At 60.6% G+C, this 23,991-nt stretch carries 20 protein-coding genes; 11 read left to right on the top strand and 9 right to left on the bottom strand.

Going from position 1 to position 23,991, the window contains the following annotated elements; all coding sequences use genetic code 11:
* Nucleotides 1–114 precede the first annotated feature (114 nt).
* The 3 genes from ylqF to amgK form a co-directional block, all read right to left on the bottom strand.
* On the bottom strand, nucleotides 115–1,047 hold the full coding sequence (ylqF, locus tag A7P95_RS04010; protein ID WP_067591523.1) for a ribosome biogenesis GTPase YlqF: 933 nt from the start codon (nucleotides 1,045–1,047) through the stop codon (nucleotides 115–117).
* A 111-nt stretch (nucleotides 1,048–1,158) separates the two neighbouring features.
* Nucleotides 1,159–2,103 (bottom strand): serine hydrolase, encoded by a 945-nt coding sequence (locus A7P95_RS04015; protein WP_067591526.1) that lies wholly within the window; start codon nucleotides 2,101–2,103, stop codon nucleotides 1,159–1,161.
* A 297-nt stretch (nucleotides 2,104–2,400) separates the two neighbouring features.
* Nucleotides 2,401–3,405, bottom strand: a complete 1,005-nt coding sequence (gene amgK, locus A7P95_RS04020; protein WP_067591528.1) for an N-acetylmuramate/N-acetylglucosamine kinase AmgK — start codon at nucleotides 3,403–3,405, stop codon at nucleotides 2,401–2,403.
* A gap of 101 nt (nucleotides 3,406–3,506) precedes the next feature.
* On the opposite strand from amgK, the gene A7P95_RS04025 reads away from it, so the two are divergent.
* The 7 genes from A7P95_RS04025 to dinB all read left to right on the top strand — a co-directional run bounded on the left by A7P95_RS04025 (nucleotide 3,507) and on the right by dinB (nucleotide 11,038).
* Nucleotides 3,507–5,774, top strand: a complete 2,268-nt coding sequence (locus A7P95_RS04025; protein WP_225748538.1) for an LPS-assembly protein LptD — start codon at nucleotides 3,507–3,509, stop codon at nucleotides 5,772–5,774.
* Between the two features lie 2 nt (nucleotides 5,775–5,776).
* Nucleotides 5,777–6,724 carry a peptidylprolyl isomerase gene (locus tag A7P95_RS04030; protein WP_245636554.1) on the top strand — a complete coding sequence of 316 codons (948 nt, stop codon included), beginning with the start codon at nucleotides 5,777–5,779 and terminating at the stop codon, nucleotides 6,722–6,724.
* A gap of 259 nt (nucleotides 6,725–6,983) precedes the next feature.
* The gene (alr, locus tag A7P95_RS04035; RefSeq protein ID WP_067591534.1) at nucleotides 6,984–8,039 is read left to right on the top strand and encodes an alanine racemase; all 1,056 of its coding nucleotides are present in this window, start codon (nucleotides 6,984–6,986) and stop codon (nucleotides 8,037–8,039) included.
* 134 nt (nucleotides 8,040–8,173) lie between these two features.
* The gene (locus tag A7P95_RS04040; protein WP_067591537.1) at nucleotides 8,174–8,557 is read left to right on the top strand and encodes a hypothetical protein; all 384 of its coding nucleotides are present in this window, start codon (nucleotides 8,174–8,176) and stop codon (nucleotides 8,555–8,557) included.
* Nucleotides 8,558–8,649: 92 nt separating this feature from the next.
* Nucleotides 8,650–9,246, top strand: coding sequence for an SMC-Scp complex subunit ScpB (gene scpB, locus A7P95_RS04045; protein WP_067591540.1), 597 nt, complete (start codon nucleotides 8,650–8,652; stop codon nucleotides 9,244–9,246).
* A gap of 78 nt (nucleotides 9,247–9,324) precedes the next feature.
* Complete coding sequence (locus tag A7P95_RS04050; protein WP_067591543.1) at nucleotides 9,325–9,684, top strand: hypothetical protein; 360 nt, start codon at nucleotides 9,325–9,327, stop codon at nucleotides 9,682–9,684.
* 277 nt (nucleotides 9,685–9,961) lie between these two features.
* Nucleotides 9,962–11,038 carry a DNA polymerase IV gene (gene dinB, locus A7P95_RS04055; protein WP_067591547.1) on the top strand — a complete coding sequence of 359 codons (1,077 nt, stop codon included), beginning with the start codon at nucleotides 9,962–9,964 and terminating at the stop codon, nucleotides 11,036–11,038.
* 139 nt (nucleotides 11,039–11,177) lie between these two features.
* On the opposite strand, the gene A7P95_RS04060 is transcribed toward dinB, so the two are convergent.
* Nucleotides 11,178–11,771: a TetR/AcrR family transcriptional regulator gene (locus A7P95_RS04060; RefSeq protein WP_067591550.1), complete on the bottom strand. Its 594-nt coding sequence runs from the start codon at nucleotides 11,769–11,771 to the stop codon at nucleotides 11,178–11,180.
* A gap of 151 nt (nucleotides 11,772–11,922) precedes the next feature.
* On the opposite strand from A7P95_RS04060, the gene A7P95_RS04065 reads away from it, so the two are divergent.
* From A7P95_RS04065 to A7P95_RS04075, 3 genes are all read left to right on the top strand, one after another.
* Entirely contained in the window at nucleotides 11,923–13,962 is a 2,040-nt protein-coding gene (locus A7P95_RS04065) for a TonB-dependent receptor (protein ID WP_082890717.1), read from the top strand.
* 249 nt (nucleotides 13,963–14,211) lie between these two features.
* Nucleotides 14,212–14,619 carry an extensin gene (locus A7P95_RS04070; protein ID WP_067591553.1) on the top strand — a complete coding sequence of 136 codons (408 nt, stop codon included), beginning with the start codon at nucleotides 14,212–14,214 and terminating at the stop codon, nucleotides 14,617–14,619.
* 11 nt (nucleotides 14,620–14,630) lie between these two features.
* Nucleotides 14,631–15,872 carry an MFS transporter gene (locus tag A7P95_RS04075; protein ID WP_067591556.1) on the top strand — a complete coding sequence of 414 codons (1,242 nt, stop codon included), beginning with the start codon at nucleotides 14,631–14,633 and terminating at the stop codon, nucleotides 15,870–15,872.
* A gap of 105 nt (nucleotides 15,873–15,977) precedes the next feature.
* On the opposite strand, the gene A7P95_RS04080 is transcribed toward A7P95_RS04075, so the two are convergent.
* The 5 genes from A7P95_RS04080 to A7P95_RS04100 form a co-directional block, all read right to left on the bottom strand.
* The gene (locus A7P95_RS04080) at nucleotides 15,978–17,054 is read right to left on the bottom strand and encodes a FlxJ family methyltransferase (RefSeq protein ID WP_067591559.1); all 1,077 of its coding nucleotides are present in this window, start codon (nucleotides 17,052–17,054) and stop codon (nucleotides 15,978–15,980) included.
* A gap of 108 nt (nucleotides 17,055–17,162) precedes the next feature.
* A complete protein-coding gene (gene murU / locus A7P95_RS04085; RefSeq protein WP_067591562.1) occupies nucleotides 17,163–17,861 on the bottom strand; it encodes an N-acetylmuramate alpha-1-phosphate uridylyltransferase MurU in 699 nt (232 codons plus the stop codon).
* A 296-nt stretch (nucleotides 17,862–18,157) separates the two neighbouring features.
* Nucleotides 18,158–19,054 (bottom strand): EamA family transporter RarD, encoded by an 897-nt coding sequence (gene rarD / locus A7P95_RS04090; RefSeq protein ID WP_067591565.1) that lies wholly within the window; start codon nucleotides 19,052–19,054, stop codon nucleotides 18,158–18,160.
* Nucleotides 19,055–19,259: 205 nt separating this feature from the next.
* Entirely contained in the window at nucleotides 19,260–20,468 is a 1,209-nt protein-coding gene (locus A7P95_RS04095) for a PilT/PilU family type 4a pilus ATPase (RefSeq protein WP_370632694.1), read from the bottom strand.
* 474 nt (nucleotides 20,469–20,942) lie between these two features.
* Nucleotides 20,943–21,983 (bottom strand): type IV pilus twitching motility protein PilT, encoded by a 1,041-nt coding sequence (locus tag A7P95_RS04100; RefSeq protein ID WP_067591570.1) that lies wholly within the window; start codon nucleotides 21,981–21,983, stop codon nucleotides 20,943–20,945.
* A gap of 419 nt (nucleotides 21,984–22,402) precedes the next feature.
* Here A7P95_RS04100 and A7P95_RS04105 point away from each other — a divergent pair, with 419 nt between their 5' ends.
* Complete coding sequence (locus tag A7P95_RS04105; RefSeq protein WP_067591573.1) at nucleotides 22,403–23,794, top strand: DHA2 family efflux MFS transporter permease subunit; 1,392 nt, start codon at nucleotides 22,403–22,405, stop codon at nucleotides 23,792–23,794.
* Nucleotides 23,795–23,991 lie beyond the last annotated feature (197 nt).

The following is a 23,991-nucleotide window of genomic DNA, read 5'->3' on the forward strand; positions in this document are numbered from 1 at the left end:
GAGCGAAGAAACAGGCCGGGGCAAAATCCGGCCTGTTTGGTTGTTGGTGATATAAAAAAGTTGGAGGCTACCTGAAAATGGAAAAAATTTTCAGGTAGCCTTTTGCTTGCGGGCTTATTTGGCTTTGCTGCGGCGTTCGGCTTGGCGTTCGGCGCGTTTGGCTTGCAGCTGGGCTTCGTGCTCGCGGGCGGCGGCGAGCCAGTTTTGCCATTGCTCGGGGGTTTCCAGGGTGATGCGGCCGATTTGGCCGTCGCGGAAGTCGGTGAGGAGGGCTTCGGCGGCTTTTTGGTAGTTGATGCGGCCGCTGCCGAGCAGGGCGCCGCGCCGGCGGCCGATCCATTCGAGCCAGTCGCTGTCTTGCCAGAGCGGGCTGTCTTCGGGGTTGGCCTGGTAGCGCGCTTGCAGTTGGGGGAGGTAGTGTTGGCGCAGGTAGTCGAGCAGTTCGAGGGCGACGACTTCTTCGTCGAGGGCGTTGCGGCCGACGGCGCCGCTAGCGGCGAGGTTGTAGCCGCTTTGGGGGACAATGATTTTGGGCCAGAGCATGCCGGGGGTGTCGTAGAGCCAGAAGTCGTCGGCGAGGAGGAGGCGCTGCTCGGTTTTGGTGATGCCGGGCTCGTTGCCGGTTTTGGCGGATTTTTTGCCGGTCATGCCGTTGATGAGGGTGGATTTGCCTACGTTGGGGATGCCGCAGATGAGGACGCGCAGGGGGCGGTCGATGCCTTGCCGGTGGGGAACGAGGGCGCGGCAGGCGGCGGTGATTTTTTGGGCGGCTTGGCGCTCGGAGGCGTCGAGGGGGATGGCTTGGGTGCTGGGGCGGTTTTGCAGTTCGGCAAGCCAGATTTGGGTGAGCTCGGGGTCGGCGAGGTCTTGTTTGTTGAGGAGGTAGAGCTTGGGTTTGCCGCGTGAGAGTTGGGCGAGCAGGGGGTTTTGGCTGGAGGCGGGCAGGCGGGCGTCGAGCATTTCGATCACCATGTCGGTGCTTTTGAGGCGCTCGATGAGGGCTTTTTTGGTTTTGTGCATGTGCCCGGGAAACCATTGGATGCTCATGTTTTTCTTTCTGTGGATTGGGGTGGCGGTATTGTAGCGCAAGAGGCTACCTGAAAAATGTTTTCAGGTAGCCTTTGTGTTGCCGTATTCGGGTTAAACCGAAGCCGGGCTTCAGATTTCTCGGCCGCTTACCCAGTTTTGGATGGCGCGGGCGTCGTTCACGCGGGTGGTGGGCGAGGGGGAGTTGAGCAGCACGATAATCAGCGGCTGGCGCTGTACGTTGGCATACAGCACCATGGAGCGGCCGCTTTCGCGGATGTAGCCGGTTTTCTGCAGGGAGATGTTCCAGCTGCCTTCGCGCACAAGGGCGTTGGAATTGCGGTATTGCTGGGTGCGGCCGTTGCTGGTGTGCGCGGAGCCGGAATTGGAGGTGGAAAACTGGCGGATGAGCGGGTATTCGTGGGCGGCGCGCACGAGCAGGCTCAGGTCGCGGGCGGTGGACACGTTGCGGAAGTCGAGGCCGGTGGGGTCGTAGAAACGGGTTTGCTGCATGCCGAGGCTTTGCGCTTTGCGGTTCATGGCCGACATGAAGGCGGGCAGGCCGCCGGGATAGTTGCGGGCTAGTGAGTGGATGGCGCGGTTTTCGCTGCTCATCAGGCCTAGGTGCAGCATTTCGCGGCGGCTGAGGGTGGTGCCGACGGAGAGGCGGCTGCCAGTGCCTTTGAGGCGGTCGATTTCGGCTTCGGTGATTTCCAGCGTTTCGTTCATGTTTTGGCGGGCGTCGAGCACCACCATGGCGGACATGAGCTTGGAAATGGAGGCGATGGGGCGGACTTGGTCGATGCCTTTCTGATAAAGGATTTCGCCGCTGCGGCCGTTCATGATGAGGGCGGATTGTGAGGAGAGCAGGGGGCCTGCCACGGCGGCTTGGGCTTCCACGCGCTCGGCGGGGCGGCTGCTGAGGAAAGTGCCGAGCGGGTCGTCTTGCACGGGCAGGTTTTGCTCGAGGAATTGGCCGAGTACGTCGATGTCGTCCTGTGCGGCGGCGGGCAGGCTGGCCAGGGCGAGGCCTAGGCCGGCGAGGATGAGCGCACAGTGTTTTTTGAATGCAAACATTTCTTACCTATCAATATGTTGTATTGGGTTTGAAGCATGGTTTCCACCCGGCGGATGCTGCGCCGAATGGGCAAATATTTGTTTTAACGGTGAATAATGAAAACTTAGCTATTTTCGGCAAAAACGGAGTGTTTGTAAACCCTATATTGTGTAAAAGATTTTTTGTGAAACGGGTTGGCACGCTTTGGAATATTTGAATGGTGAAGAGAGTGTTTAAATGGGCAAACTGGAATAAAGGCTACCTGAAAAACAGGGTTGCCCGTTTTCAGGTAGCCTTTGCTCTGTATAACAGTTTGATTAGAAAGTATAACCGGTTTGCAATTCTTCATCGCCCACCAGCTCCAGCAGTAGCTCGTAGAGCGGGGCGAGCTCGCGGTAGCGACGGGTGGTGCGGCGCAGGTAGTTGAGGAAGCGGGGGATTTCGGGGCGGTATTTGCCTTTGCCGTCGCGGTGCCACAACCGGGCGAAAATGCCGGCCACTTTCAAATGCCGCTGCACGCCCATCCATTCGAAATCGCGGTAGAAACGATCGAAATCGGCGGGCACGGGCAGGCCGGCGGCGCGGGCTTTTTCCCAATAGCGCACGGCCAGATCAATCACAAATTCTTCTTCCCATTCGATAAACGCATCGCGCAGCAGGGAAACCAAATCATAAGAAATCGGGCCGTAGAGCGCGTCTTGGAAGTCGAGCACGCCGGGTCGGCCGGGCGTGAGCATCAGGTTGCGGACGATGAAGTCGCGGTGCACATACACCTGCGCTTGGGCGGTGAGCACGGGCAGCAGGGTGTCGAGCGCTTGCCGCCACAGCTGTTGCTGTTTGAAATTCAGGCTTCGATTCAGCTCTTTGGCCACAAACCAATCGGGAAAGAGCTGCATCTCGCGTCGGAACACGGCTTCGTCGTATTCAGGTAGCCTGCTGGGCTGGCTGGATGCTTGCAGCGCCACCAAGGTGTCGATCGCATCCAAGAGCAGGGCGCGGTGTACTTCGGGGCGCTGGTCGTGTTGCAACGCGGCCAGATAGGGCACTTTGCCGAAGTCTTCCAGCGCGGCAAAACCGCGCGCCACGTCGTGATGAAACACTTGCGGCACATGCACGGCGGCAAAAATCTCGCGCACGCGCAGATAAGGCTCGATGCTCATTTTATCCGGCGGCGCATCCATGCAGATCACGCTCTCGCCGTTGGCGAATACCGCGCGGAAATAGCGGCGGAAATCGGCATCGGCAGCGGCGAAGGATAGGGTGAATTCCTGCTGCGGATAACGTTCCTGCAGCCAGCTTTGCAATTCTTTTTCTCGTTCCATGGTATTTTTCGGGTTAAAATATGCGCCATTTTAACTGGCCACAAGAAATTTGGGGTGATTCTTTGTCTTGCTTTTTCCGATTGAGCCCGATGGCGGCAGCCGTGGTTGCAGGTTTGAGCCTGCCCAGCGCGCTGCTGGCCGAACCCCTGTCGCTCGCGGCAGACGGCGCCGCCTGCCACCAACCGAACGCACCCAAACACATGATTGCGCCCGCCCAAACCAGCGGCGAAGGCGAGCCGCCCGAAGACGCCACCCGCGTGAATGCCGACCGCGTTATCGGTCAGAGCGACGTGCGCGTGCGGGCGGAAGGCGATGTGGTGGTGGAGCGCGGCAACCAGGTGCTCAATGCGCAATGGATCGACTACAACCAAGCGCAGGACACTGTGCGTGCCGGCAACCGCTTTACGCTGGAGCAGGGTGCGGGGCGCGTGAGCGGCGAAAACCTGCGCTATAAGATGGACACCCGCCAAGGCGAAGCCACCAACGCCCGCTTCGAAGCCGAAAGCCGCGACGGCCGCCGCCTGCAAGGCACCAGCCAAACCCTGCGCATGGACGGTGAAAACCGCTACCGCTTGGAAAACGGCCGTTTCAACACCTGTAACCCGGGTGACGAAAGCTGGTATATCCGTGCCAAAAGCATTGAAGCGGACTACGCCAGTAACATCGGTGTGGCGCGGGATGCCTCGCTGGTGGTGGGCGGAGTGCCTTTGTTCTACACGCCGTGGATCGATTTCCCGCTCAACGGCAACCGCAAAAGCGGCTTACTCGTGCCCACCCTCAAGGCCGGCTCAGATGGCGTGGAAGTAACCGTTCCCTACTATTTCAACCTCGCGCCGAACTACGACCTCACCCTCACGCCCAAGCTCTACAGCCGACGAGGCTTGCAGCTGGCCGGCCAGTTCCGCTATCTGCAGCCCAAATACCAGGGCGACATCAGCCTGGCCGTGTTGCCGAAAGACCAGCTCAGCAGCCACGACACGCGCAGCCAAGTGGATTGGAAACACCAGCATCAATTCAGCCGCAGCCTCAGCGGCGGCATTGATTTCCACCAGGTTTCCGACGATGACTACTACCGCGATTTCTACAACCGCACCGACATCGCCACCAATGTGAACCTCAATCGCCAAGCATGGCTGAGCCATCAAACCGAGCTGTGGGGCGGTAGCCTCAACAGCTACGCCACGGTGCAGAAATACCAAACCCTGGCCAATGCCGACGGCTATAAAGGCGACCAGCCCTATGCCCTGCTGCCTCGCCTAAGCAGCCAGTGGCAGAAACGCTTCGGCATCGCCAGCTTCCAGCTGTTTGGCCAATACACCAATTTCCGCCACGACAGCAAGCAGGAAGGCAGCCGCCTGGTGCTGAACCCCAGTATCAGCACCGAATTCAACCGCGAGTGGGGCTACATCCGCCCGAAAGCCGCTCTGCACGCCACCTACTACGATTTGGAAAGCTTCAACGGCCAGCAAGCCCGCCGTTTCAGCCGCGTGCTGCCCATTTTCAGCGTGGATAGCGGCATGACTTTCGAGCGGCCGGCCAGCTGGCGCGGGCGCGATTACGTGCAAACCCTTGAGCCGCGCCTGTTCTACACCTACATCCCCACCAAAGAGCAAAACGATATCCCGCTGTTCGATACCTCGGAAAACGGCTTCAGCTACGACCAGCTGTTCCGCGAAAATCGCTTTGCCGGCCACGACCGCATCAATGCCGCCAACTTCCTTACCATGGCCGTGCAAACCCGTTTGTACGACGCAAAAAACGGCGAAGAACGCCTTTCCGCCGGCATCGGCCAGCGCCTGTATTTCACCCGCGACGACGTGCTACTCGACGGCAGCCGCGTGCAGCGCCGCAGCGGCCATTCCGATCTGCTCGCCTTCGCCCACGGCCGCGTAACCGACAGCGTGTGGCTCAACAGCGAAGTGCACTACGACACCAGCCAAAACGCCGCCGCCAAATACAACCTCGGCCTGCGCTACAGCCCCGAGCCCGGCAAAACCGTGGGCGCGCGCTACCAATACCGCCGCCGCGGCGAAATTTATGACGACGTGTACGGCAAAGTGCGCCAGGCCGACGTGTATTTCCAATGGCCGGTTCGCCGCAACCTGTATCTGGTGGGCCGCCACAGCTATTCCTTCAGCGAACACAAGCCGGTGGAACACCTCCTGGGCATGGAATACGTGAGCAACTGTGGCTGCTGGAGTCTGAGCGCCGTCGGCCAGCATTATGTGAACGGCGTGAACTCCAGCAAAAACGCCTTCTTCCTCCAGCTGCGCCTGCGCGACTTGAGCAGCCTGGGCAACAATCCTTTCGAGCAACTGCGCCAGTCGATTCCTGGCTACACCAACATTGATGAGGTAATGCGTAAATGAAAATGAAACCTTTGCTTGCGGCCTTGGGCCTGTGCCTGACTTTTCAGGTAGCCTCTGCCGACACGGTTAAATCGGTGGACAATATCGTGGCCGTGGTGGAAAACGAAGTCATCACCCAGCGCGAGCTGAGCCAGGCCATCGCTCACAGCCGCAGCCAGCTGCCGCGCGGCAGCCAGGTGCCGGAGCAGGATTTGCAGCGGCAAACGCTCATGCAGCTGGTGAACCAGTCGCTGTTGGTGCAGGCCGGCAAACGCAACAATATCGAAGTGCCGGATGGCGAAGTGGAAGGCGAAATCGCCCGCATCGCCGCCGCGCGCCGCCAGAGCGTGGCGCAGTTTGAGGCCGCCCAGGCGCGTTTGGGCATCGACAAAGCCGGGCTGCGCCGCCAGGTGCGCGACAGCCTGATTGCCCAGCGCGTGCAGCAGGGGCAGGTGGCGAGCGCGGCCAAAGTGAGCGACGAAGAAGTGAGCGCCGCCATCAACCGCGCCCGCGCCCAAGGCATGACCCTGCCGCAGGCCACGCCCAAACCGCGCTACCATGCGCAGCATATTCTGATTAGCGGCCAGGGCGAGCGCGCCCAGCGCCTGGCGCAACGCCTGTCGCAAGATGCCAAGGCCGGCGCCGATTTTGGCCAGCTGGCGCGGCAGTATTCGCAGGATGCGGGCAGCGCGGGCAACGGCGGCGAGCTGGGCTGGCTGTCGGTGGGCGAGACTGTGCCCGAGTTTGAGCGTGCCATGAGCGCCCTGAAGCCGGGCGAAATCAGCCGGCCGGTGCGCAGCCAGTTTGGCTGGCACGTGATCCGACTGGTGGAAGTGCGCACGCCGAATACGCCGGAAGACCGCATCCGCGCCGGAGTGCACGACGCCATCGCCGCGCAGAAAACCCAAGCCGCCATGCAGCGCCTGCTTCAGCAGTTGCACGAAGGCAGCTTTATTTCCATCCGCATGTAGCGGCACGGGAGGCTACCTGAAATTTTCAGGTAGCCTTTTGCTTGCCGGCGTGTTTGCCTAGGGCATTGGCAGGCATGGCGGTACCGGTTTCGGCCGGCCTCGATGCAGGCGGTATTGCACGGAGTTTTGCGTTTCCGCCATAAATCATTTTCAGGTAGCCTTTATCATGGTTGCCTATTCCCCTTGCGCTTCATCCTGCGCGAACCATATTTGTTTACCCAACCCGATTCATCCAAACCATTTAGAGAGAAGAAACACCATGCGCCCGCTCACCGCCACCATCCGCCTCGGCCACCTGCGCCACAACTACCAACTGCTCAAACGCCTGCACGGCAACAAGCTGCTCGCTGTGATCAAAGCCGATGCCTACGGCCACGGCGCCGTGCGCTGCGCCCGCGCGCTGGCTGATTTGGCCGACGGTTTCGCCGTGGCCACGCTGGATGAAGCCATCGAGCTGCGCGAAGCCGGCATTACCGCGCCCATCGTGATGCTCGAAGGCGTGTTTGAGCCTGCCGAATACGCCGCCGTAGACGAATACCGCCTGTGGCCCGGCGTGCAAAACCAATGGCAGCTCGAAAGCCTTTTGGCACACCGCTGGCAAGAGCCGGTAACCGTGTGGCTGAAAATGGATTCCGGCATGCACCGCGTGGGCTTTTTCCCGCAAAACTTCGCCCCCGCGCACCAAGCCCTGCGCCAAAGCCCGCAAGTGGCGCACATTGTGAACATGACCCACTTCGCCCGCGCCGACGAGCCGGAAAACCCCATGACCGCCGCCCAGCTCGCCGCCTTCGACACCGCCGTGGCCGGCCTTTCCGGCGCGCAGAGCCTGGCCAACTCCGCCGCCATCCTCGCACACCCCGCCGCCCGCCGCGATTGGGGGCGTGCCGGCCTCGCCCTCTACGGCATCGAGCCCTTTCCCGGCGCCTGCCCCGAGCTCAAACCCGTGATGCGCCTCACCAGCCGCATTTTCGCCGAACGCGCCCTCCAGCCCGGCGAACCCGTGGGCTACGGTGCCACCTTCGTTACCGAGCGCTCCACCCGCATCGGCATCGCCGCCTGCGGTTATGCCGACGGCTACCCGCGCACCGCGCAAAACGGCTGCCCGCTCACCGTAAACGGCCAGCCCAGCCGTCTCATCGGCCGCGTGAGCATGGACATGCTTGCTGTGGAGCTCGACCACCACCAAGGCGTGGGCAGCGAAGTGGAGCTCTGGGGCGACGCCGTTTCCGTGGATACCGTGGCCCAATCCGCCGGCACCATTCCCTACGAAATCCTGTGCCACATCAAGCGCGCCCATTATGTGTATCAAGAATAATCAATAGATTAAAGGCTACCTGAAAAAAGCTGTAACGGCGTTTCTGCGAAGCTTTAACGCAGTGAAACAGTTTTCGCTTTCAGGTAGCCTGTGGCTTGAGGCTGCCCGCATCCCATCATTCATCGACAACGCCCATGAAAAAACTCCTCCCCTTCCTGCTGCTCGCCCCCTTGTGCGCTTCAGCCCAACCGCTTGGCGCAGGCACCTACAAACACGTCGAATGGGGCGTTCACGGCGGTGCCGACATCCGAAAAATGCTGGTGATCGAAGTGTTGCCCAACAGCCGATACTGCCTGCTTTCCGTCATGGATTACAAAGAAGACAGCGCTGCCGGCAGGTGGCAGCGCAGCGGGGGCGGCATTCGTCTCGGCAACGGCCTGCGCCTGCGGCAGAGAAACGGCCAAGTGTATGCCGGCCAACAAGCTGTGCAATACGAACCCTATGCCAGCAAAAGCAGAGAAGACTACGCCACTGCGGTTTGCAATGAAATAGCAAGCAATAGCACGCCGTCGCGGTAAAGTTGTTCTACTGTTTTGAGGCTACCTGAAAAACAGCCTCGCATCCATGCCCGGCGTTTTGCCAAACCCACCCAACACACATCAAACCACCCATGCCATCCTCCCTTTCCCCCGAAAGCCTGATCGAAGCCGCGCTGCTCACCCAAGCCGAGCCGCTGCCCGAGCGCACCCTGCGCCAGCTGTGCCAGCCGCCGCTTTCCGCCGACAAGCTCGAAGACGTGCTCGAAGCCCTGCAACAGCGCTGGCAGGGCAGGGCGCTGCAATTGGTGCGCAGCGCCGAAGGCTGGCGTTTTCAGGTAACCTCTGCCGCCTTCGAGCGTCTGGGCAGCCTGCAAGAGCAGCGCATCCCGCGCTACTCCCGCGCCGTGATGGAAACCCTGGCCATCATCGCCTACCGCCAGCCGGTAACGCGCGGCGACATCGAAGCCATCCGCGGCGTGGCCGTGTCGCAAAACGTGATGCAAACCCTGCAAGAGCGCGGCTGGATAGAAAGCATCGGCAAACGCGACACCGTGGGTCGCCCCAGCCTGTGGGCCACCACCCAGGCCTTCCTCACCGATTTGCAGCTGAGCAGCCTCGAAGCCCTGCCGCCGCTGGCCGAGCTGGGGGAGCTGGTGTTGCCCGAATTGGGCGTGGGCGCGGAAACGGAAGGGGAAGAGGAAGAAGAAGCCGGGCAAGAGGTGGAGTGAAATTTTCAGGTAGCCACCGCGCCCGTGCAGGCTACCTGAAAAATCTGCGGGCGGTTTTGCGATGGAGGCAATCGGAATATGAGCGAACTGTGGCAAAGCATCCAGCCGTTGAGAGTAGCCAACGGCTGGACTATCGACATCAACAATTTATACGAAGCGCCGCTTTCGCCGGACAACCTGGATTGGTATTACGGCGAATATCTGCTATGCGCCACCAATCCGCATAAAAAACTGTGTTTCGATTCCTCATTCGAGCCGGAGGGCGACCCCGATGGCTGCCTGGTTGTCCGCTTGTTCTCCATGAAAAAAGGGGCGGGCAAACCAGATTTGGAAGTGGACCAATTCTTGGGCAAGTTTGAAACCCGGGATAAAGCCGAATTTATCCGCACAGTGGAGCGGTTTATGTTTACTTCTGCCTTGCCGGAAGTCGAAAAATAAGCCATGCCAAGCCAAGGCTACCTGAAAGCGCAGGAAGACGCGTTTCTGCGAAGCTATAGCGAATCAAATTAGCTTTTGATACAAAGCAGCGAGCCGCAGACAGTACAGGAGTACGGCAAGGCGAGCTAACGCCGTAGCGAAAGTTAAGTTGGTTCGCTATAAAATGCCAGCCGCAATGCAAGCCAAACCCGCCAGCCTTTTTTCAGGTAGCCTTTCCATTTATTTGCCCTGCGCCGCCCGCGTATAATCTGTTTTATTCCCCCACCGTCGTCCCGCCATGCCCGTCGATCGCAAAATCATCCACATCGATATGGACGCCTTCTACGCCTCGGTAGAACTGCGCGAGCAGCCGCATTTGCGCGGCCAGCCCTTGGTGGTGGCGTGGGAAGGCAAGCGCTCGGTGGTGTGCGCCGCTTCCTATGAGGCGCGGCGTTTCGGCCTGCATTCGGCCATGTCGGCCCTTACCGCGCGGCGGCTGTGCCCGCAGGCCGTGTTTGTGCCCCCGCGCTTTCCGCTCTACCGCGAAGTGTCGCAACAGATTCACGCCGTGTTCCGCCAGCATACCGATTTGGTTGAGCCGCTCTCGCTGGATGAAGCCTATCTGGATGTGACCCAAAACAAGCAAAACCTGCCCTACGCCAGCAAAATCGCCCGCGCCATCCGCGCCGAAATCCTGCGCCAAACCGGCCTCACCGCCTCCGCCGGCATCGCGCCCAACAAATTCCTCGCCAAAATCGCCTCCGACTGGCGCAAGCCCAACGGCCAATTCGTCATCCCCCCGCCGCGCATTGCTGAATTCCTGCTCACCCTGCCGCTGGGCAAAATCCCCGGCGTGGGCAAGAAAACCCTGCAAAAAATGCACGCCCTCGGCCTGCACACTGCCGGCGATTTGCAAAAAATGCAGCGCGGCGAATTGGTCAACCTGTTCGGCCGCTGGGGCTACCGCCTCTACGACCTCGCCCGCGGCATCGACAACCGCCCCGTGCAGCCGCAGCGCGAACGATTGCAAATCTCCACCGAAATCACCCTGCCGGAAGACCTGCCGCTGGCCCAAATCCTCCGCCACCTGCCTGATTTGGCGCAAGATTTGTGGCAGCAGGCGCAGCGCAAACAAGTGCAGGCGCACACGCTCACCCTCAAGCTGAAAACCGCCGATTTCCGCATCCTCACCCGCTCGCAAACCTATTCTTCCGTGCTGCCCGACGCCGCCGCGCTGGAGCAGGCCGCCCGCCAGCTCGCCCGCCGCATGCCCGCCGCCGAATACCGCCTGATCGGCCTGGGTATCAGCCATCTGCTGCCGCAGGGCAGCCAGCCGGAATTGTGGCCGGGGACAGAAGCGGAAGAGGCTACCTGAAAACTATCTGCCAAGCTTGGAAGCTGCCAAACAAAGCGGCTTGCCGCAGACAAAAGGCTACCTGAAAACTTGGATTACGGTTTTCAGGTAGCCTTTTGGTTTTCACTCCGTTGAAGCTTGTATTTTCAGGTAGCCTTTTTCAATCTGCTCGGTGTTCTCGGCTGGTTAGGCCGTAGAGCAATAGGTGCAGGATGTCTTGCGGCAGTTGCTGCGGGTTGGCTGCGTAGTGTGCCGATATTTGTGGGAGGCGCATCAAGCCGTCCATTTGGCGGATAAATAGCTCGATCAGTTCCACCGGCAGGCTGGGCTGGATGAGGTTGCGCTGTTGTAGGGTGTGAAAGAAGCCGCGCATGAAGCGGTATTTTTCTTCTTCCATATCGTGGAAGAAGCGTTCCAATTCTAAATCGGTGATGTTTTCGATGTCGCGCAGCACGGCGGCGGAATAGAGATCGGCCAGCGATGCCTGCTGGATACGGAACAGCTCGGCGGCGGCCTGTTCCAAGCTGCATTGCTGCGCCAGCAGCGATTCCAGCCGCAGGCGCACGCCTTCTTTGTGTTCGGCAAACAGTTCGGCCACCAATGCGTTTTTGCCGGCGTAATATTTGTAGAACGTTACGCGGCTTACTTCTGCCGCCGCGCATAAGGCCTCCACCGATACGGCGGCAAATCCTTGTTGATAAAATAATTTCCTAGCGGTTTCGCGCAGAGGTTGCTGTTTTTTGCTTAGAGGCATAGCGTGGTTTTCTTTTTTGGCGTGGTTGGAGCTGGTTGAGAATTGCTTGCATTCTCTTTTGTGGCTTTTTATAATTTACAATATACGTAATTTTAATGTAAATATGTAAACTTTGCAGTCGGTACAGCTCGGCTGCCATGAGGAGAATGCCATGAATGTGAACACCCGCCCTACCGCCTGCCTGCTGGCGCTGTTGGCCTCCGCACCGTATCTTGCCCATGCGGAGGAAGCGGAGCCGAGCGGGCAGTTGCCGGATATCGTCATCACCGGCGAGCGCGGCAGCCGCACGGTATTCCAAACCGGCACTTCGCACAACGTTTTCACTGCGCCCGACATCGACCGCAGCGGCCACAAGCTCTCCGCCACCGATCTGCTCAAGCAAACCGTCAACACCGTAGATTTGGGCAGCGGCAATGATTTGCCCGCCGTGCGCGGGGTGGACGGCTCCGGCCCGGCGGTGGGCGCGGTGGCCTTTTTTGCTGGCACGCGGCCGCGATTGAATTTGTCCATCGACGGCCGCTCGGCCACTTACAACGAGTATGCTTTTGGCACGCAGTCGCTGTGGGATATGCGGCAGGTGGAAGTGCTGCGTGGGCCGCAGAGCCTGGTGCGCGGGCAGAACGCAGTGGCCGGCGCCATCGTGATGCGTTCCAACGACCCGACTCAGGAATGGGAAGGTGCGGTGCGCTTGGGCGCGGGCAACCAGCAAACCCGCAATGGTGCGCTGATGCTCTCCGGCCCGATTATACGCAACAACTTGGCTTTCCGATTGAGTGCCGAGCGGCAGCAGCGCGAAAGCTACGAACCGTTTGTGTCTTACCACCCCGCCGGCAACCCACGCCGCGTGGAAAACACCAATATCCGCTTCAAATTGCTCCTCACGCCCGAAGCCTATCCCGGCTTCCTCAGCCGCTTCACCTTCAACTACATCAAATCGCGCGCCCCGCAAAACGAAATTCTCGGCAATACCGCCAGCACCCGCTTCCTGCCGCAAAAGCCGGTGTTTGAAACCGGTTCGCGTTCCGGCATTTGGGATGTGTCTTGGCAAATCAGCGACAGCTTCAAGCTGGAAAACAAGCTGGTGTATGCCCGCTATGATAACGACCGCATCCACCTGCCCATGTCCGTGCACCCGCAGGGCGTGCCCGCTACTTTGCGCGGTCATGAAGTGCAATGGGAGCCGGTGTTGCACTTCCGCCCCGAAGGCGGCAGCGTAAAAGGCTTGGCCGGGCTGTATTTCTTCCGCAGCAGCCAGTATGAAACCGTGGATATCCGCAGCGTGGGCGGGCGCAACGAGTTCGACGACGCCAACCGTGTGTACGCCGCCTTTGCTGAAGCGGATTGGCGTTTTGCCCCGCAATGGCACCTCACTCTCGCCGGCCGCCTCGAACGCGAAGAACACCGGCGCCACGGCGGCGGTGCCAGCCTGCATCTGGATTTGGACAAAGGTCAAACCGTGTTCCTGCCCAAAATCGACCTTTCCTACCGCCCGAACGAGCATTTTGCCGGCGGCCTGAAAATCGCCCGCGGCTACAACCCCGGCGGTGCAGGCATCACCTTCGGCCGCCCCGTGGTCACTTATGACTTCCAGCCCGAATACATCAACAACTTCGAGCTCTACACCCGCTGGCGCACGCCCGATAAGCGGCTCGAATTAAGCGGCAACCTGTTCCTCAACCGCTACAAAGACATGCAGCTGCCGTTTTACCTCGGCCCCAACTCCGTTGTCATTCGCAACGCCGACAGCGTGCAAACCTATGGCGCCGAGCTGCAAGCCGGTTGGCAGGCGCTGGAACAGCTGCGCCTCACCACCGCCCTCGGCTTGCTGCACACCGACATCCGCCGCTATCCGAACAGCGGCATCGAAGGCCACCGCCTCGGCCGTGCCCCAGGCTACACCGCCACCCTCGGCCTGGCCTGGAAACACCCCTCAGGCTGGGAAGCCGGCGGCGACGCCCGCTTCAGCGGCGGCTACTTCTCCGCCGCCAACAATACCGAAGTCGGCCGCATCAAACGCTACGGCCAGCTCAACCTCTACGCCGCCTACAATTTCAAACAAGGCCGCGTATCGCTGTATGCCGACAACGTGTTCAACAGCCGCCGCCCGATTTTCATCTCCTCCAACGACCGGCATGATGCCCTGTTCCAACGCCCGCGTGCCGTCGGCATCAGTACTGAATTGCGCTTTTAGGCAAAGAAAGGCTACCTGAAAACGAACACAGTGGGTTTCTGCGAAGTTAAAGCGTGAGCTTCAATGTAGTGAAAACGGCAGAATAATTTTCAGGTAGCCCATCCGTAGTACCGCAAAGGCTACCTGAAACGCCGTAGGGGCAGGTTATATAGCCGCCCGCTGCCACGCCCTTTTTCAGGTAGCCTCATTCGCAATACAGAAAAAGCTGCCTAAACCCTCCCAACCCACTCTCCAAAAGGAACCCGACTCATGTTCACCCCCGTCAAAACCCTGCCCGAAGGCAGCATCTTCTACACCGATCTCGCCGGTGTCTCCGTGTTTGCCGCCTGGCTGGACGCATTCGAAGTGCTGCTGCACAGTCACCAACGCCTAGCCACCGTATGCGCGCCGATGCGCCTGCAAAAAGAAGAAACGCAGATTGTGGCCGACCGCAAGCTCTATTTGGATTGGATTCGCGCCCACCAGCCGCTGTTGGCCGATCGATGCGCCGCCATGCTGCTGATTGAGCCGGATGCCGAACAACTGGCACTGATGCGGCAGCAGTCGGGCAAAATGGCGCCCGCCTTGGGCGTGAACTATATCGTGGAAGCCGATTACGCCGCCGCCCTGGCCTCCGCCCAAGCCGCCCTGGCTGCCTTCCAACCCGAAAAAGTTTAGGGAGGCCGCCCGTGCCCTCTATTCCGACAGCCCGCCCGCAGCTGCGCGACTGGCTGCTGCTCGCCACTGCCGCCACCTACAAATTCACCCTGATCGGCTTTTATCTGGTGGCGCTGATGACCATCCTCAAAAGCGGCGGCTTTAGCCTGAAACAGCTGGGCTGGGTTTACCTCATCGGCAGCGTGGAGAGCGGAAAAATCCTGTTTTCCACCCTGATCGAACGCTACCGCATCGGCCGCTGCGGGCGTTTCCGCGGCTGGATGCTGCTGTCGCTCGGCGGCATCGGCGCCGCGCTTTCGGTATTGCTGTTTATCAATCCGCTGCACGCTTTCCCGCCGCTGGCTGCCGCCTGCCTGTTGCTGTGCGCTTGCGGCACGCTCTACGGCTGCGCGGTGCTGGGTTTGAGCTGTATCGTGCTGCCGTATCGCGAGCGCGGTTTCGGCGGGGTGATTCAAACTGTGGCCGCCCGCGCCGGCAAGATGATCGGCGGCGCACTGGTACTGCTGGTGTTCCGCCGCTGGGGCTGGCAGGCGGCGGTTGGCTTGATGCTGTTGTTTAACATGTTGCTGATGCTACAAGTTTGGCTCTACCGCGAACCGCCGGCACAAACCCCGCCGGCTGCCGGTTTTGCCGAACTGTTTGCCCGTATGCTCGGCTTTTGGCGGCTGCCGGGGCGCGGCTTGCGTTGGCTGTTGCTGTTGGCGGCGGCAGCCACTCCCTATGCCTGGATTGCCGCCACTTTTGTGCCCAAACTGGGCGATTTGGGCTTCGATGCGGCGCAAACTGGCGCCATTCTGGCGGTGGCCATTCCGCTTGCCTGCATGACGGTTACGCCGCTGGCAGGCTGGCTGGCGCGGCGGCAATCGCGCCGGCGGATAGTCGGCCGGCTGTGCATGTTGCAGCTGCCGCTGGTGTTGTCGTTTGTGTGGATCGACCGGTCAGCCATGCTGCATCCGTGGTTGCCGCCGCTGCAAATCGTGGCTTTGAGCTTGAGCTACACGCTGCTTTTGCCGGTGATGCTGGCTCTGATGATGGACAAATCCGAGCCGGCCACCGCAGCCCTAGACAGCAGCCTGCAATTTTCCGTGCTGCTGGCGGGCACTTACGCGGCGGGCTTTGCCGGGCTGCGGCTGGCGGAGGCTTGGGGCTATCCGGCAGCCTACGGCGTGGCGGCGGGCTTGGCATTGCTGGTGTGGGCAGCGTTTGCCTGCAACGGGCGGCTGCTGGATTATGGGGCGGAAGAGGCTACCTGAAAAATGGTCGGCAAAGTTTGGAAGCTGTCACACAAAGCGGCTTGCCGCAGACAAAAGGCTACCTGAAAACTTGGATTACAGTTTTCAGGTAGCCTTTCTTTTGCTTCAGGCTTTCTTGCAGCACAAGAGGCTGTGGCCGAGGCCGAGTTGGTCGTGGATGTGGGCGATGGTGAGGCCGGCGCTTTCGATGCAGCGGATGAGGTCGTTGCTGCGGAAGAGTTTGCTGTTGCCGTTGGCCAGCGCGGTGAAGTAGAGGCTGGTGTGGGTGAGGCAGTAGGCGGCGGTTTCGTGTTTCTGCCTGTCCCACAGGGGCTCGAGGATGTAGAGGGTGCTCTCTGGGCTCATGCTGGCGGCGGCGCGGCGGAGGATGAAGGCGGCTTGCTCTTCGGTGAAGCAGTCGAGGAATTGGCTCATCCAGATGGCGTCGAAGCCGCTAGGGAAGGGGGCGGCGGGGTCGAGCAGGTTGGTGGGGTGGCCGTGGATGCGTTCGGCGCCGGGCCGGCCGGCGGTGTGGGCGCGCATGAGCTCGAGCTGCTGGGGCAAATCCATGATGGTGATGTGCACGTTGGGGTTGTGGGCGGCGCAGGCCAGGGCCCAGCGGCCGGTGTTGCCGCCCACGTCGAGCAGGCGGCGCACGGGTTGGGCGAAGACGATTTGGAGGGCGGCGGGGAAGGATTGGTCGGAATAGAAGTGGTCGAAGGCGAGCCATTTTTCGCGGGTGCGCTCGGGGAGCTGGGAGAGGCCTTGGTAGATGGTGGGCCAGCTGCCGAATTCTTCGAGCCCGGCGGGGCGGCCTTCGAGCAGGGCGGCTTCGAGGTGGAACATGCCTTGGTAGCACACGTCGTGTACGAAATCCATGTTGATGGGAGACATGGGGTCTTGGATGAGGAACCAGCCGGCTTTGCTGATGAAGTAGCGCTCGTTTTGGAGCAGCACGGTGCCGATGGAGAGGGAGGCTTCGAGCAGCACTTGGGCAGCGTAGTGGCTGATTTTGGCTTCGCTGGCGATGTGCTCGAGGGTTTGGCCTTCGCGGGCGCGGTTGAGGCGCTGGAGGATGCCGAATTTCACCATCAGGCGGGAGGCTTGGAAGGCGATGGGGCCGAAGATGATTTGCTGGGCGAGGCGCTGGGCTTCGGTGGCGGTTTGCTGTTCTTCGGCGTAGTGCTGGAGTGTGGGATTCATGATGTTGGCTCGGTAAGGGGTGGGGCTACCTGAAGGCGTGGGCTTCAAGGAAGATCAAATGATGTTTTTGCGTGGACAAGGCTGGGTTTCTGTGAAACTGGGTTGGGCTTACCATTGCGCGGTGAGGGCGGCGGCTTCTTGCAGGCGTTCGGGGGTGCCGACGTCGAGCCAGAGGCCGCGGTGCATTTCGCCGCTCACTTGGCTGCTGCTCATGGCTTGGCGCAGGAGGGGGGCGAGTTTGGCATGCTGGTGGGCGGGGGTGTGGGCGAAGAGCTGGGGGCGGTAGAGGCCGATGCCGCTGAAGGTGTGGGCGGGGCTGTGGCTGCCGGTTTGATTGTCGGCGATTTGGCCGCCGGGCAGGAGGCGGAAGTCGCCTTGGGGGTGGTGCGGGGGGTTGGGCACGAGCCAGAGGTGGGCAAAAATGTGCTCGGGCAGGGTGGCGGCGAGCCGGATGGCGGGGCGGCAGTCGAAATCGGTGAGGATGTCGCCGTTGATGACGAGGAAGGGCTCGTTGCCCAGGAGCGGCAGGGCGGTGGCGATGCCGCCGGCGGTTTCGAGCCCGCCGGGGGCTTCGGGGGAATATTGGATGGAGAGGCCGTAGCGGCTGCCGTTGCCGAGGGCTTGCTCGATTTTGTGGCCGAGCCAGGCGTGGTTGATGACGACTTCGCGGATGCCGGCGGCGGCGAGGCGGCGCAGGTGCCAGCCGATGAGTGGCTCGCGGCCGCAGGGGAGCATGGGTTTGGGCAGGGTGTCGGTAAGCGGGCGCATTCTTTCGCCGCGGCCGGCGGCCAGAATCATGGCTTTCATGTTTTCAGGTAGCCTTTGTGGAAATGGGGGATTATATAGCGGAATGGGGTGTTGTGTTTCGGCTTGGCTGAAGTTTGCGTTTTGGTTTGGCAGAAACTTCGCTGCCTTCGGAAACTTGGTTTTTATGCGGCCTGATTTGTGGTTGAGGCTACCTGAAAGCTTGAGCTTCAACGCAGTTAAAACGAATGAAGTGAGTTTCTGCGAAGCTAAAATCTGTTTGGCGGGTTTCGGGTGATTTTAGGGTTGGCTTGTATGGCTTTGAAGGGCGGGAAAAGTTTTCAGGTAGCCTCTGCGGTTTAAGCCTGCCGTTTGCGGGCGCCCCAGATAAACAGTGCCACGCCGGCCCACACCCAGAGGTAGCCGGCAAACTGGGTGCGGCTGAAGGGCTCGTGGAAGGCGGTGAGGCCGAGCAGGAATTGCAGGCTGGGCGAGAGGTATTGCAGGATGCCGATGGTGGAGAGGCGGATGCGTTGCGCGGCGGCGGCAAACAGCAGCAGGGGAATCATGGTGGCGGCGCCGCTGCCGATTACGATGGCCAAGGGCAGCGGCGGCAGTTGGGCAAACACGAGGCTGCCGTGGGCGTGGTGCCAGCCGAGGTAGAGGGCGGCGAAGGGCAGTAGCAACAGGGTTTCCAGCGTGAAGCCGGGCAGGGCGGGCAGCGGGGCGAGTTTGCGCAACAGGCCGTAGAGGCTCCAGCTCAGGCCGATGCCGAGCGCGAGCCAGGGCATCTGCCCGCCCCACGCGGAAAGCCACACCACGCCCACAGCGGCCAGGGCGATGGCGCCAATTTGCAGCGGGCGCAGGGTTTCGCCGAGAAAAATCCGGCCGAAAAAGATGCTCACCAGCGGGGTAACGAAGTAGCCGAGGCTGGCTTGCAGCACTTGCCGTTGGGTGATGGCGGCGAGGTAGAGCAGCCAGTTTGCGGCGAGCAGTGCGGCGCAGGCGGCGAAGGTGAGCAGGGTTTTTTTGTGTCGCAGGGCTTGCAGCAGCAGGGCGCGGCTGGGACGGGAATAGGCGATGGCGCCGATGGCGAGCAGTGAGGCCCACACGATGCGGTGCGCCATGAGCTGCCCGGCGCTGATGGGCTGGCCGACGAGGGGCAGCCAATAGAGCGGGAAGAAGCCCCAGATGAGGTAGCAGGCGAGCACGCTGTAGAGGCCGCGGCGGTATTCGGTGGGATTGGTGGTGTGCATGGTGTGCTCAATGTGGCGGATCAGGCTACCTGAAAAAACGGGGTTTCCGAAGGAAGACGAGTTTCTGCGAAGCTAAAACGGGGTTTCCAAAGAAAGGCGAGCTTCAGCGAAGCAAAAACAGGCGGCGGCTGATGCATGAAAACGGCAGAGGCTACCTGAAAATCCGCCGGGCGTTTTTCAGGTAGCCTCCATCAGCCATGGGCTGTTACATCAAGTTCAAATCGTTTACGCGCTCGAAGATGTGCGTGCTTTCGCGGCCTTCTTCGTAGAGCTTGATGCGCAGGCGCAAGTCGTTGGCGGATTCGGCCTGGCGCAGGGCTTCGTCGTAGTCGATTTCGCCGTTGATGTAGAGGCGGAACAAGTCTTGGTCGAAGGTTTGCATGCCGTCGTCTTCGGCGCGCTCCATCAGCTCGCGGGCTTCGAGCAGCTCGTTTTTGAACACGTGGTCCTGCATGGCGGGGGTGTTGATGAGCAGGTCGATGATGGCGTTTCGGCCCTTGCCGCCTTTTTTCAGCACCAAGCGCTGGCCGATGATGGCCACCAAGTTCAGCGCCAAGTCCATCAGAATCTGCTGGTGCCGCTCTTCGGGGTACAAGTTCATAATACGCTCAACGGTTTGGCTGGCGTTGGTGGCGTGGATGGTGAAGAAGCACAGGTGGCCGGTTTGCGCCAGTTGCAGGGCGTATTCCATGGAGTGTTCGTTACGCACCTCACCCACGCAGACCACGTCGGGTGCCTGACGCATGGCGCTCTGCACGGCGGCGCCCCAGCTGTGGGTGTCGAGGCCGACTTCGCGCTGGGTGATGATGCTCTTGATCGGGCTGTGGATATACTCGATCGGGTCTTCGATGGTAACGATGTGGCCGGCGGAATGTTTGTTGCGCCAGTCGAGCATCGCGGCCTGCGAAGTGGATTTACCGGAGCCGGTGGGGCCGGCCAGGATAATCAGGCCGCGCTTGCGCATGGAAAGTTCTTTGAGCACTTGCGGCAGGCGCAGGTCGTCCACGGTGAGGATATTGGTGGTGATGCGGCGCATCACCAGGCCGATGCGGCCTTGCTCGTGATAAGCATTCACACGGAAACGGATGCCGTTTTGCGATTGCAGGGAATAGTTCAGCTCCCATTCCACCGGGAATTTGGCTTTCTGCTCGTCGTTGAAGGTGGAATACACGATTTGTGCGGCTTCTTCTTCGGTGAGCGGTTTCACCGGCACGGGCACCAAGGTGCCGTCGATTTTGAACGAAGGCGGGAAGTTGCTGCTGATGAAAATATCGGAAGCGTTGCGCTTGAGCGATTCGTCGGCCATTTTTTCCAGCAGCGGGTGCAGCTTGGCGCGCTCGCGGGTGAGGTGTTGGTTTGGGCCGTGGCCGACGGGCTGCGCCGGTGCGGCGTGCAGCGGAGGATGGTTGGGCACGGCGGCAGCGGGGCGGGCTTGCGGTTGCGGCGCGGCTTGAGCCGGCTGCTGCGGAGCAGGCGCGGGCTGGGCTTGGGCAGGAGCAGGTTGCGGCTGCGACGGCGTAACCTGCATTTGGCCTTGCGCTACTTGGGCGAAGCGCGATCTGAGCGGCTGCGCGGGCTTGGCTTGGGGCTGCGGCTGGGCAGGCGGCACGGCTTGTGCCACGATTTCCGGCTGGGCGAATTGCGGATCGGGCATATCTGGCAGCGACGGGATGTCGATGGCCTGCGGGCTGAGGCTGTCATCTTGTATTTGCGGGATGGCAAACTGGCTTTCGATGTCGGATAAATCCCCTTCCGGCGTGATGGCAGCGGAAACAGGGGTAGGCTCGGGCGGCAGGTTGTCGCTGTTGGCCATTTCGGAGAGCAGCTCGGCCAGATTTTGTTTGTGCTGATCGTTTGACATAATGTTTTCCCTTGTTTTGTTGGCTGGTTAGACCAGTTGGTCGGGGTTTTGCGCTTTGGCGCGGGCGGCGTCAATGCTGATGATGCCGCGTTTGAGCAGGGCTTGCAGCGATTGGTCGAGCGTCTGCATGCCGTGTGCCTGGCCGGTTTGCAGGGCGGAGCCGATCTGGGCGATTTTGTTTTCGCGGATCAGGTTGCGCACGGCGGCGGTGGAAATCAGGATTTCGTGCGCGGCCACGCGGCCTTTGCCGTCTTTGGTTTTGAGCAGGGTTTGCGAAATCACAGCGCGCAGCGATTCGGAAAGCATGGAGCGCACCATCTCTTTTTCGCCGGCGGGGAACACGTCAATGATACGGTCCACAGTTTTGGCGGCGCCGGTGGTATGCAGGGTGGCGAATACCAAGTGGCCGGTTTCGGCGGCGGTAAGCGCCAGGCCGATGGTTTCGGGGTCGCGCATCTCGCCCACCAGGATGATGTCCGGGTCTTCACGCAATGCGGAGCGCAGGGCGTTGGCGAAGCTGTGGGTATGCTGGTGCAGTTCGCGCTGGTTTACCAGGCACTGCTTACTCTGGTGCACAAACTCAATCGGGTCTTCGATGGTGAGGATGTGGTGATGGTGGTTTTCGTTGATGTAGTTGATCATCGCCGCCAGGGTGGTGGATTTACCGGAGCCGGTGGGGCCGGTAACGAGCACGAGGCCGCGTGGCTGGTCGGAAATTTTTTGGAACACTTTTGGGGCGTTCAATTCTTCCAGCGTGAGCACTTTGCTGGGAATGGTACGGAATACGGCAGCCGGGCCGCGCTCGGTGTTGAATGCGTTCACACGGAAACGGGCGATGTTGGGCAGCTCGAAGGAAAAGTCGGTTTCCAGCCTTTGTTGGTAGTCTTTGCGCTGGTGGTCGTTCATGATGGAGGCGATCATGTTGCCGACTTCTTCGGCGCTCATTTCGGGCAGGTTGATGCGGCGCACGTCGCCGTGCACGCGGATCATGGGCGGCAGGCCGGAGGAGAGGTGCAAGTCGGACGCTTTGTTTTTCACGCTGAAGGCGAGTAGGTCGGTAATCTGCATGGCTTTTGAAACTCCCTTTTCAGTAAAATTTTTTGCAGTTTTGCTAAAAACAGTTCATTGTAAATAAAGATGGCGGGATAAATAAAGGAAAACTTGTATTTTCCTGTAAAATTGGCGGTTATCTGAAACAGGCTGGGCGGTTTGGGCGTGTTTTCGTGGCTGGCCGGCCCGGCTTGGGGAGTGGAGGGGCTACCTGAAAAATGCCGCCCTTTTTTTCAGGTAGCCTGTTGTTTGCTATCGAAAGGCTACCTGAAAACGATATTTCAGTGCAGCCGAGGCCGGCTTGCTGAACAGCGCAAACGGGATTTTGGCTTCAGACGCGCTGAAGCTGATGCTTTCAGACAGCTTTTTCAGGTAGCCTTTCCTTTGCCCGAGCCGGGCGGCATGCCCGCCGCTTATCTTCAATCAATCTTATCTTTATGAACGCTCAACAAAAAGGGCTGGCCTGGACGGCGGCCGTGGCGCTGTTTATGCAGTCGCTGGATTCCACCATTTTAAACACGGCGCTGCCGGTGATGTCGGCGAGCCTGCACGAATCGCCCTTGCAGATGGAGCTGGCCATCATCAGCTACGCGCTCACTGTGGCGGCGCTGATTCCGCTTTCGGGCTGGCTGGCTGACCGGCTGGGCACGCTTCGCGTGTTCCGGCTGGCGGTGATGGTGTTTGTGTTGGGTTCGGTGGCCTGCGCGATGGCGCCCACGCTGGATTGGCTGGTGGCGGCGCGTATCCTTCAGGGCGTGGGCGGGGCGCTGATGATGCCGGTGGCACGGCTGGCGATTATCCGCACCGTGCCGAAGTCGGAGCTGGTGGCGGCGTGGAACCTGATGGCGATGACGGGGCTGGTCGGGCCGATTGTGGGGCCGATTTTGGGCGGTTGGCTGGCGGTGAATTTGTCGTGGCACTGGATTTTCTTCATCAATATCCCCATCGGCCTGGCGGGGATACTGATTTCGGGGCGCTATATGCCGAATGTGCGCATGGAAACGCAGCCATTGGATTGGAAAGGGTTTTTGCTGTTTGCCGGCGGCCTGGTGGGGCTGACTTACGGGCTGGAGCTGGCGGCGGAAAGTCTGGGTAATGCCGCCCGGGCGCTGGCGGTGATGGCTGCGGGCGCGGCGGCGATGTGCCTGTATGCGCTGTATGCGCGGCGGTCGGCCAACCCGCTGCTGCCGTTGTCGCTGTTTCGGGTGCACACTTTCCGCATCGGGCTGGCGGCGAATTTGATGTTTCGCCTGCTGGCTTCGGGCATCCCGTTTTTGGTGCCGCTGATGCTTCAGGTGGCTTTCGGCTACAACGCGGAGATGGCGGGCTGGATGCTGGCGCCGGTGGCTTTGAGCTCGATTGTGATGAAGCCTTTCACTGCGCCGATTTTGGTGCGCTTTGGCTATAAGAACACGCTGTTGGGCACGGCGCTGGCGATGTCGCTGATTGTGGCTTCGCTGGGGCTGCTGGATTCGGGCAGCTCGATTACGTTTTATATGCTGCTGGCGGGGGCCTACGGGCTGTGCCAGTCGCTGATGTTCACGGCCATCAATACGCTGACCATCGGGGATTTATCCGATGCGGAGGCGAGCGCGGGCTCGACCATGCTGAGCATGGTGCAGCAGGTGGGCATCGGCATCGGGATTGCGGTGGCGGCGGTGGTGCTGGGGGTGTACCGCGCGGCGGTGGGCGAGAGCGGGGCGCTGTTGGAGCGGGCGTTTAGCCATACTTATGTGTCGCTTTCGGTGTGCGGGGTGGTGTTGTTGTGGCTGCTTTCCAAGCTGCATTCGGGTGACGGCGGGCATTTGAGCGGAAGGAAGGGCGGTTGAGCAAGGCTGCTTACTTGCGAGGTGGTCGGAACTGGTTTGCAGGTAGCCCGAAGCGTTGGCAGGCTACCTGAAATTTTTCGGACTAATAGACAAAAGGGATGATTTTTCATCCCTTTTGTCCTTTCTTGACTCTGAAGAAATTATCTATAAACAATTTCTTAGTCTGCACACCCATCCCCGCATGACAGCGGATTTTG

Origin of the sequence: Eikenella longinqua, from assembly GCF_001648355.1 — a bacterium.
GTDB classification, from domain to species: domain Bacteria; phylum Pseudomonadota; class Gammaproteobacteria; order Burkholderiales; family Neisseriaceae; genus Eikenella; species Eikenella longinqua.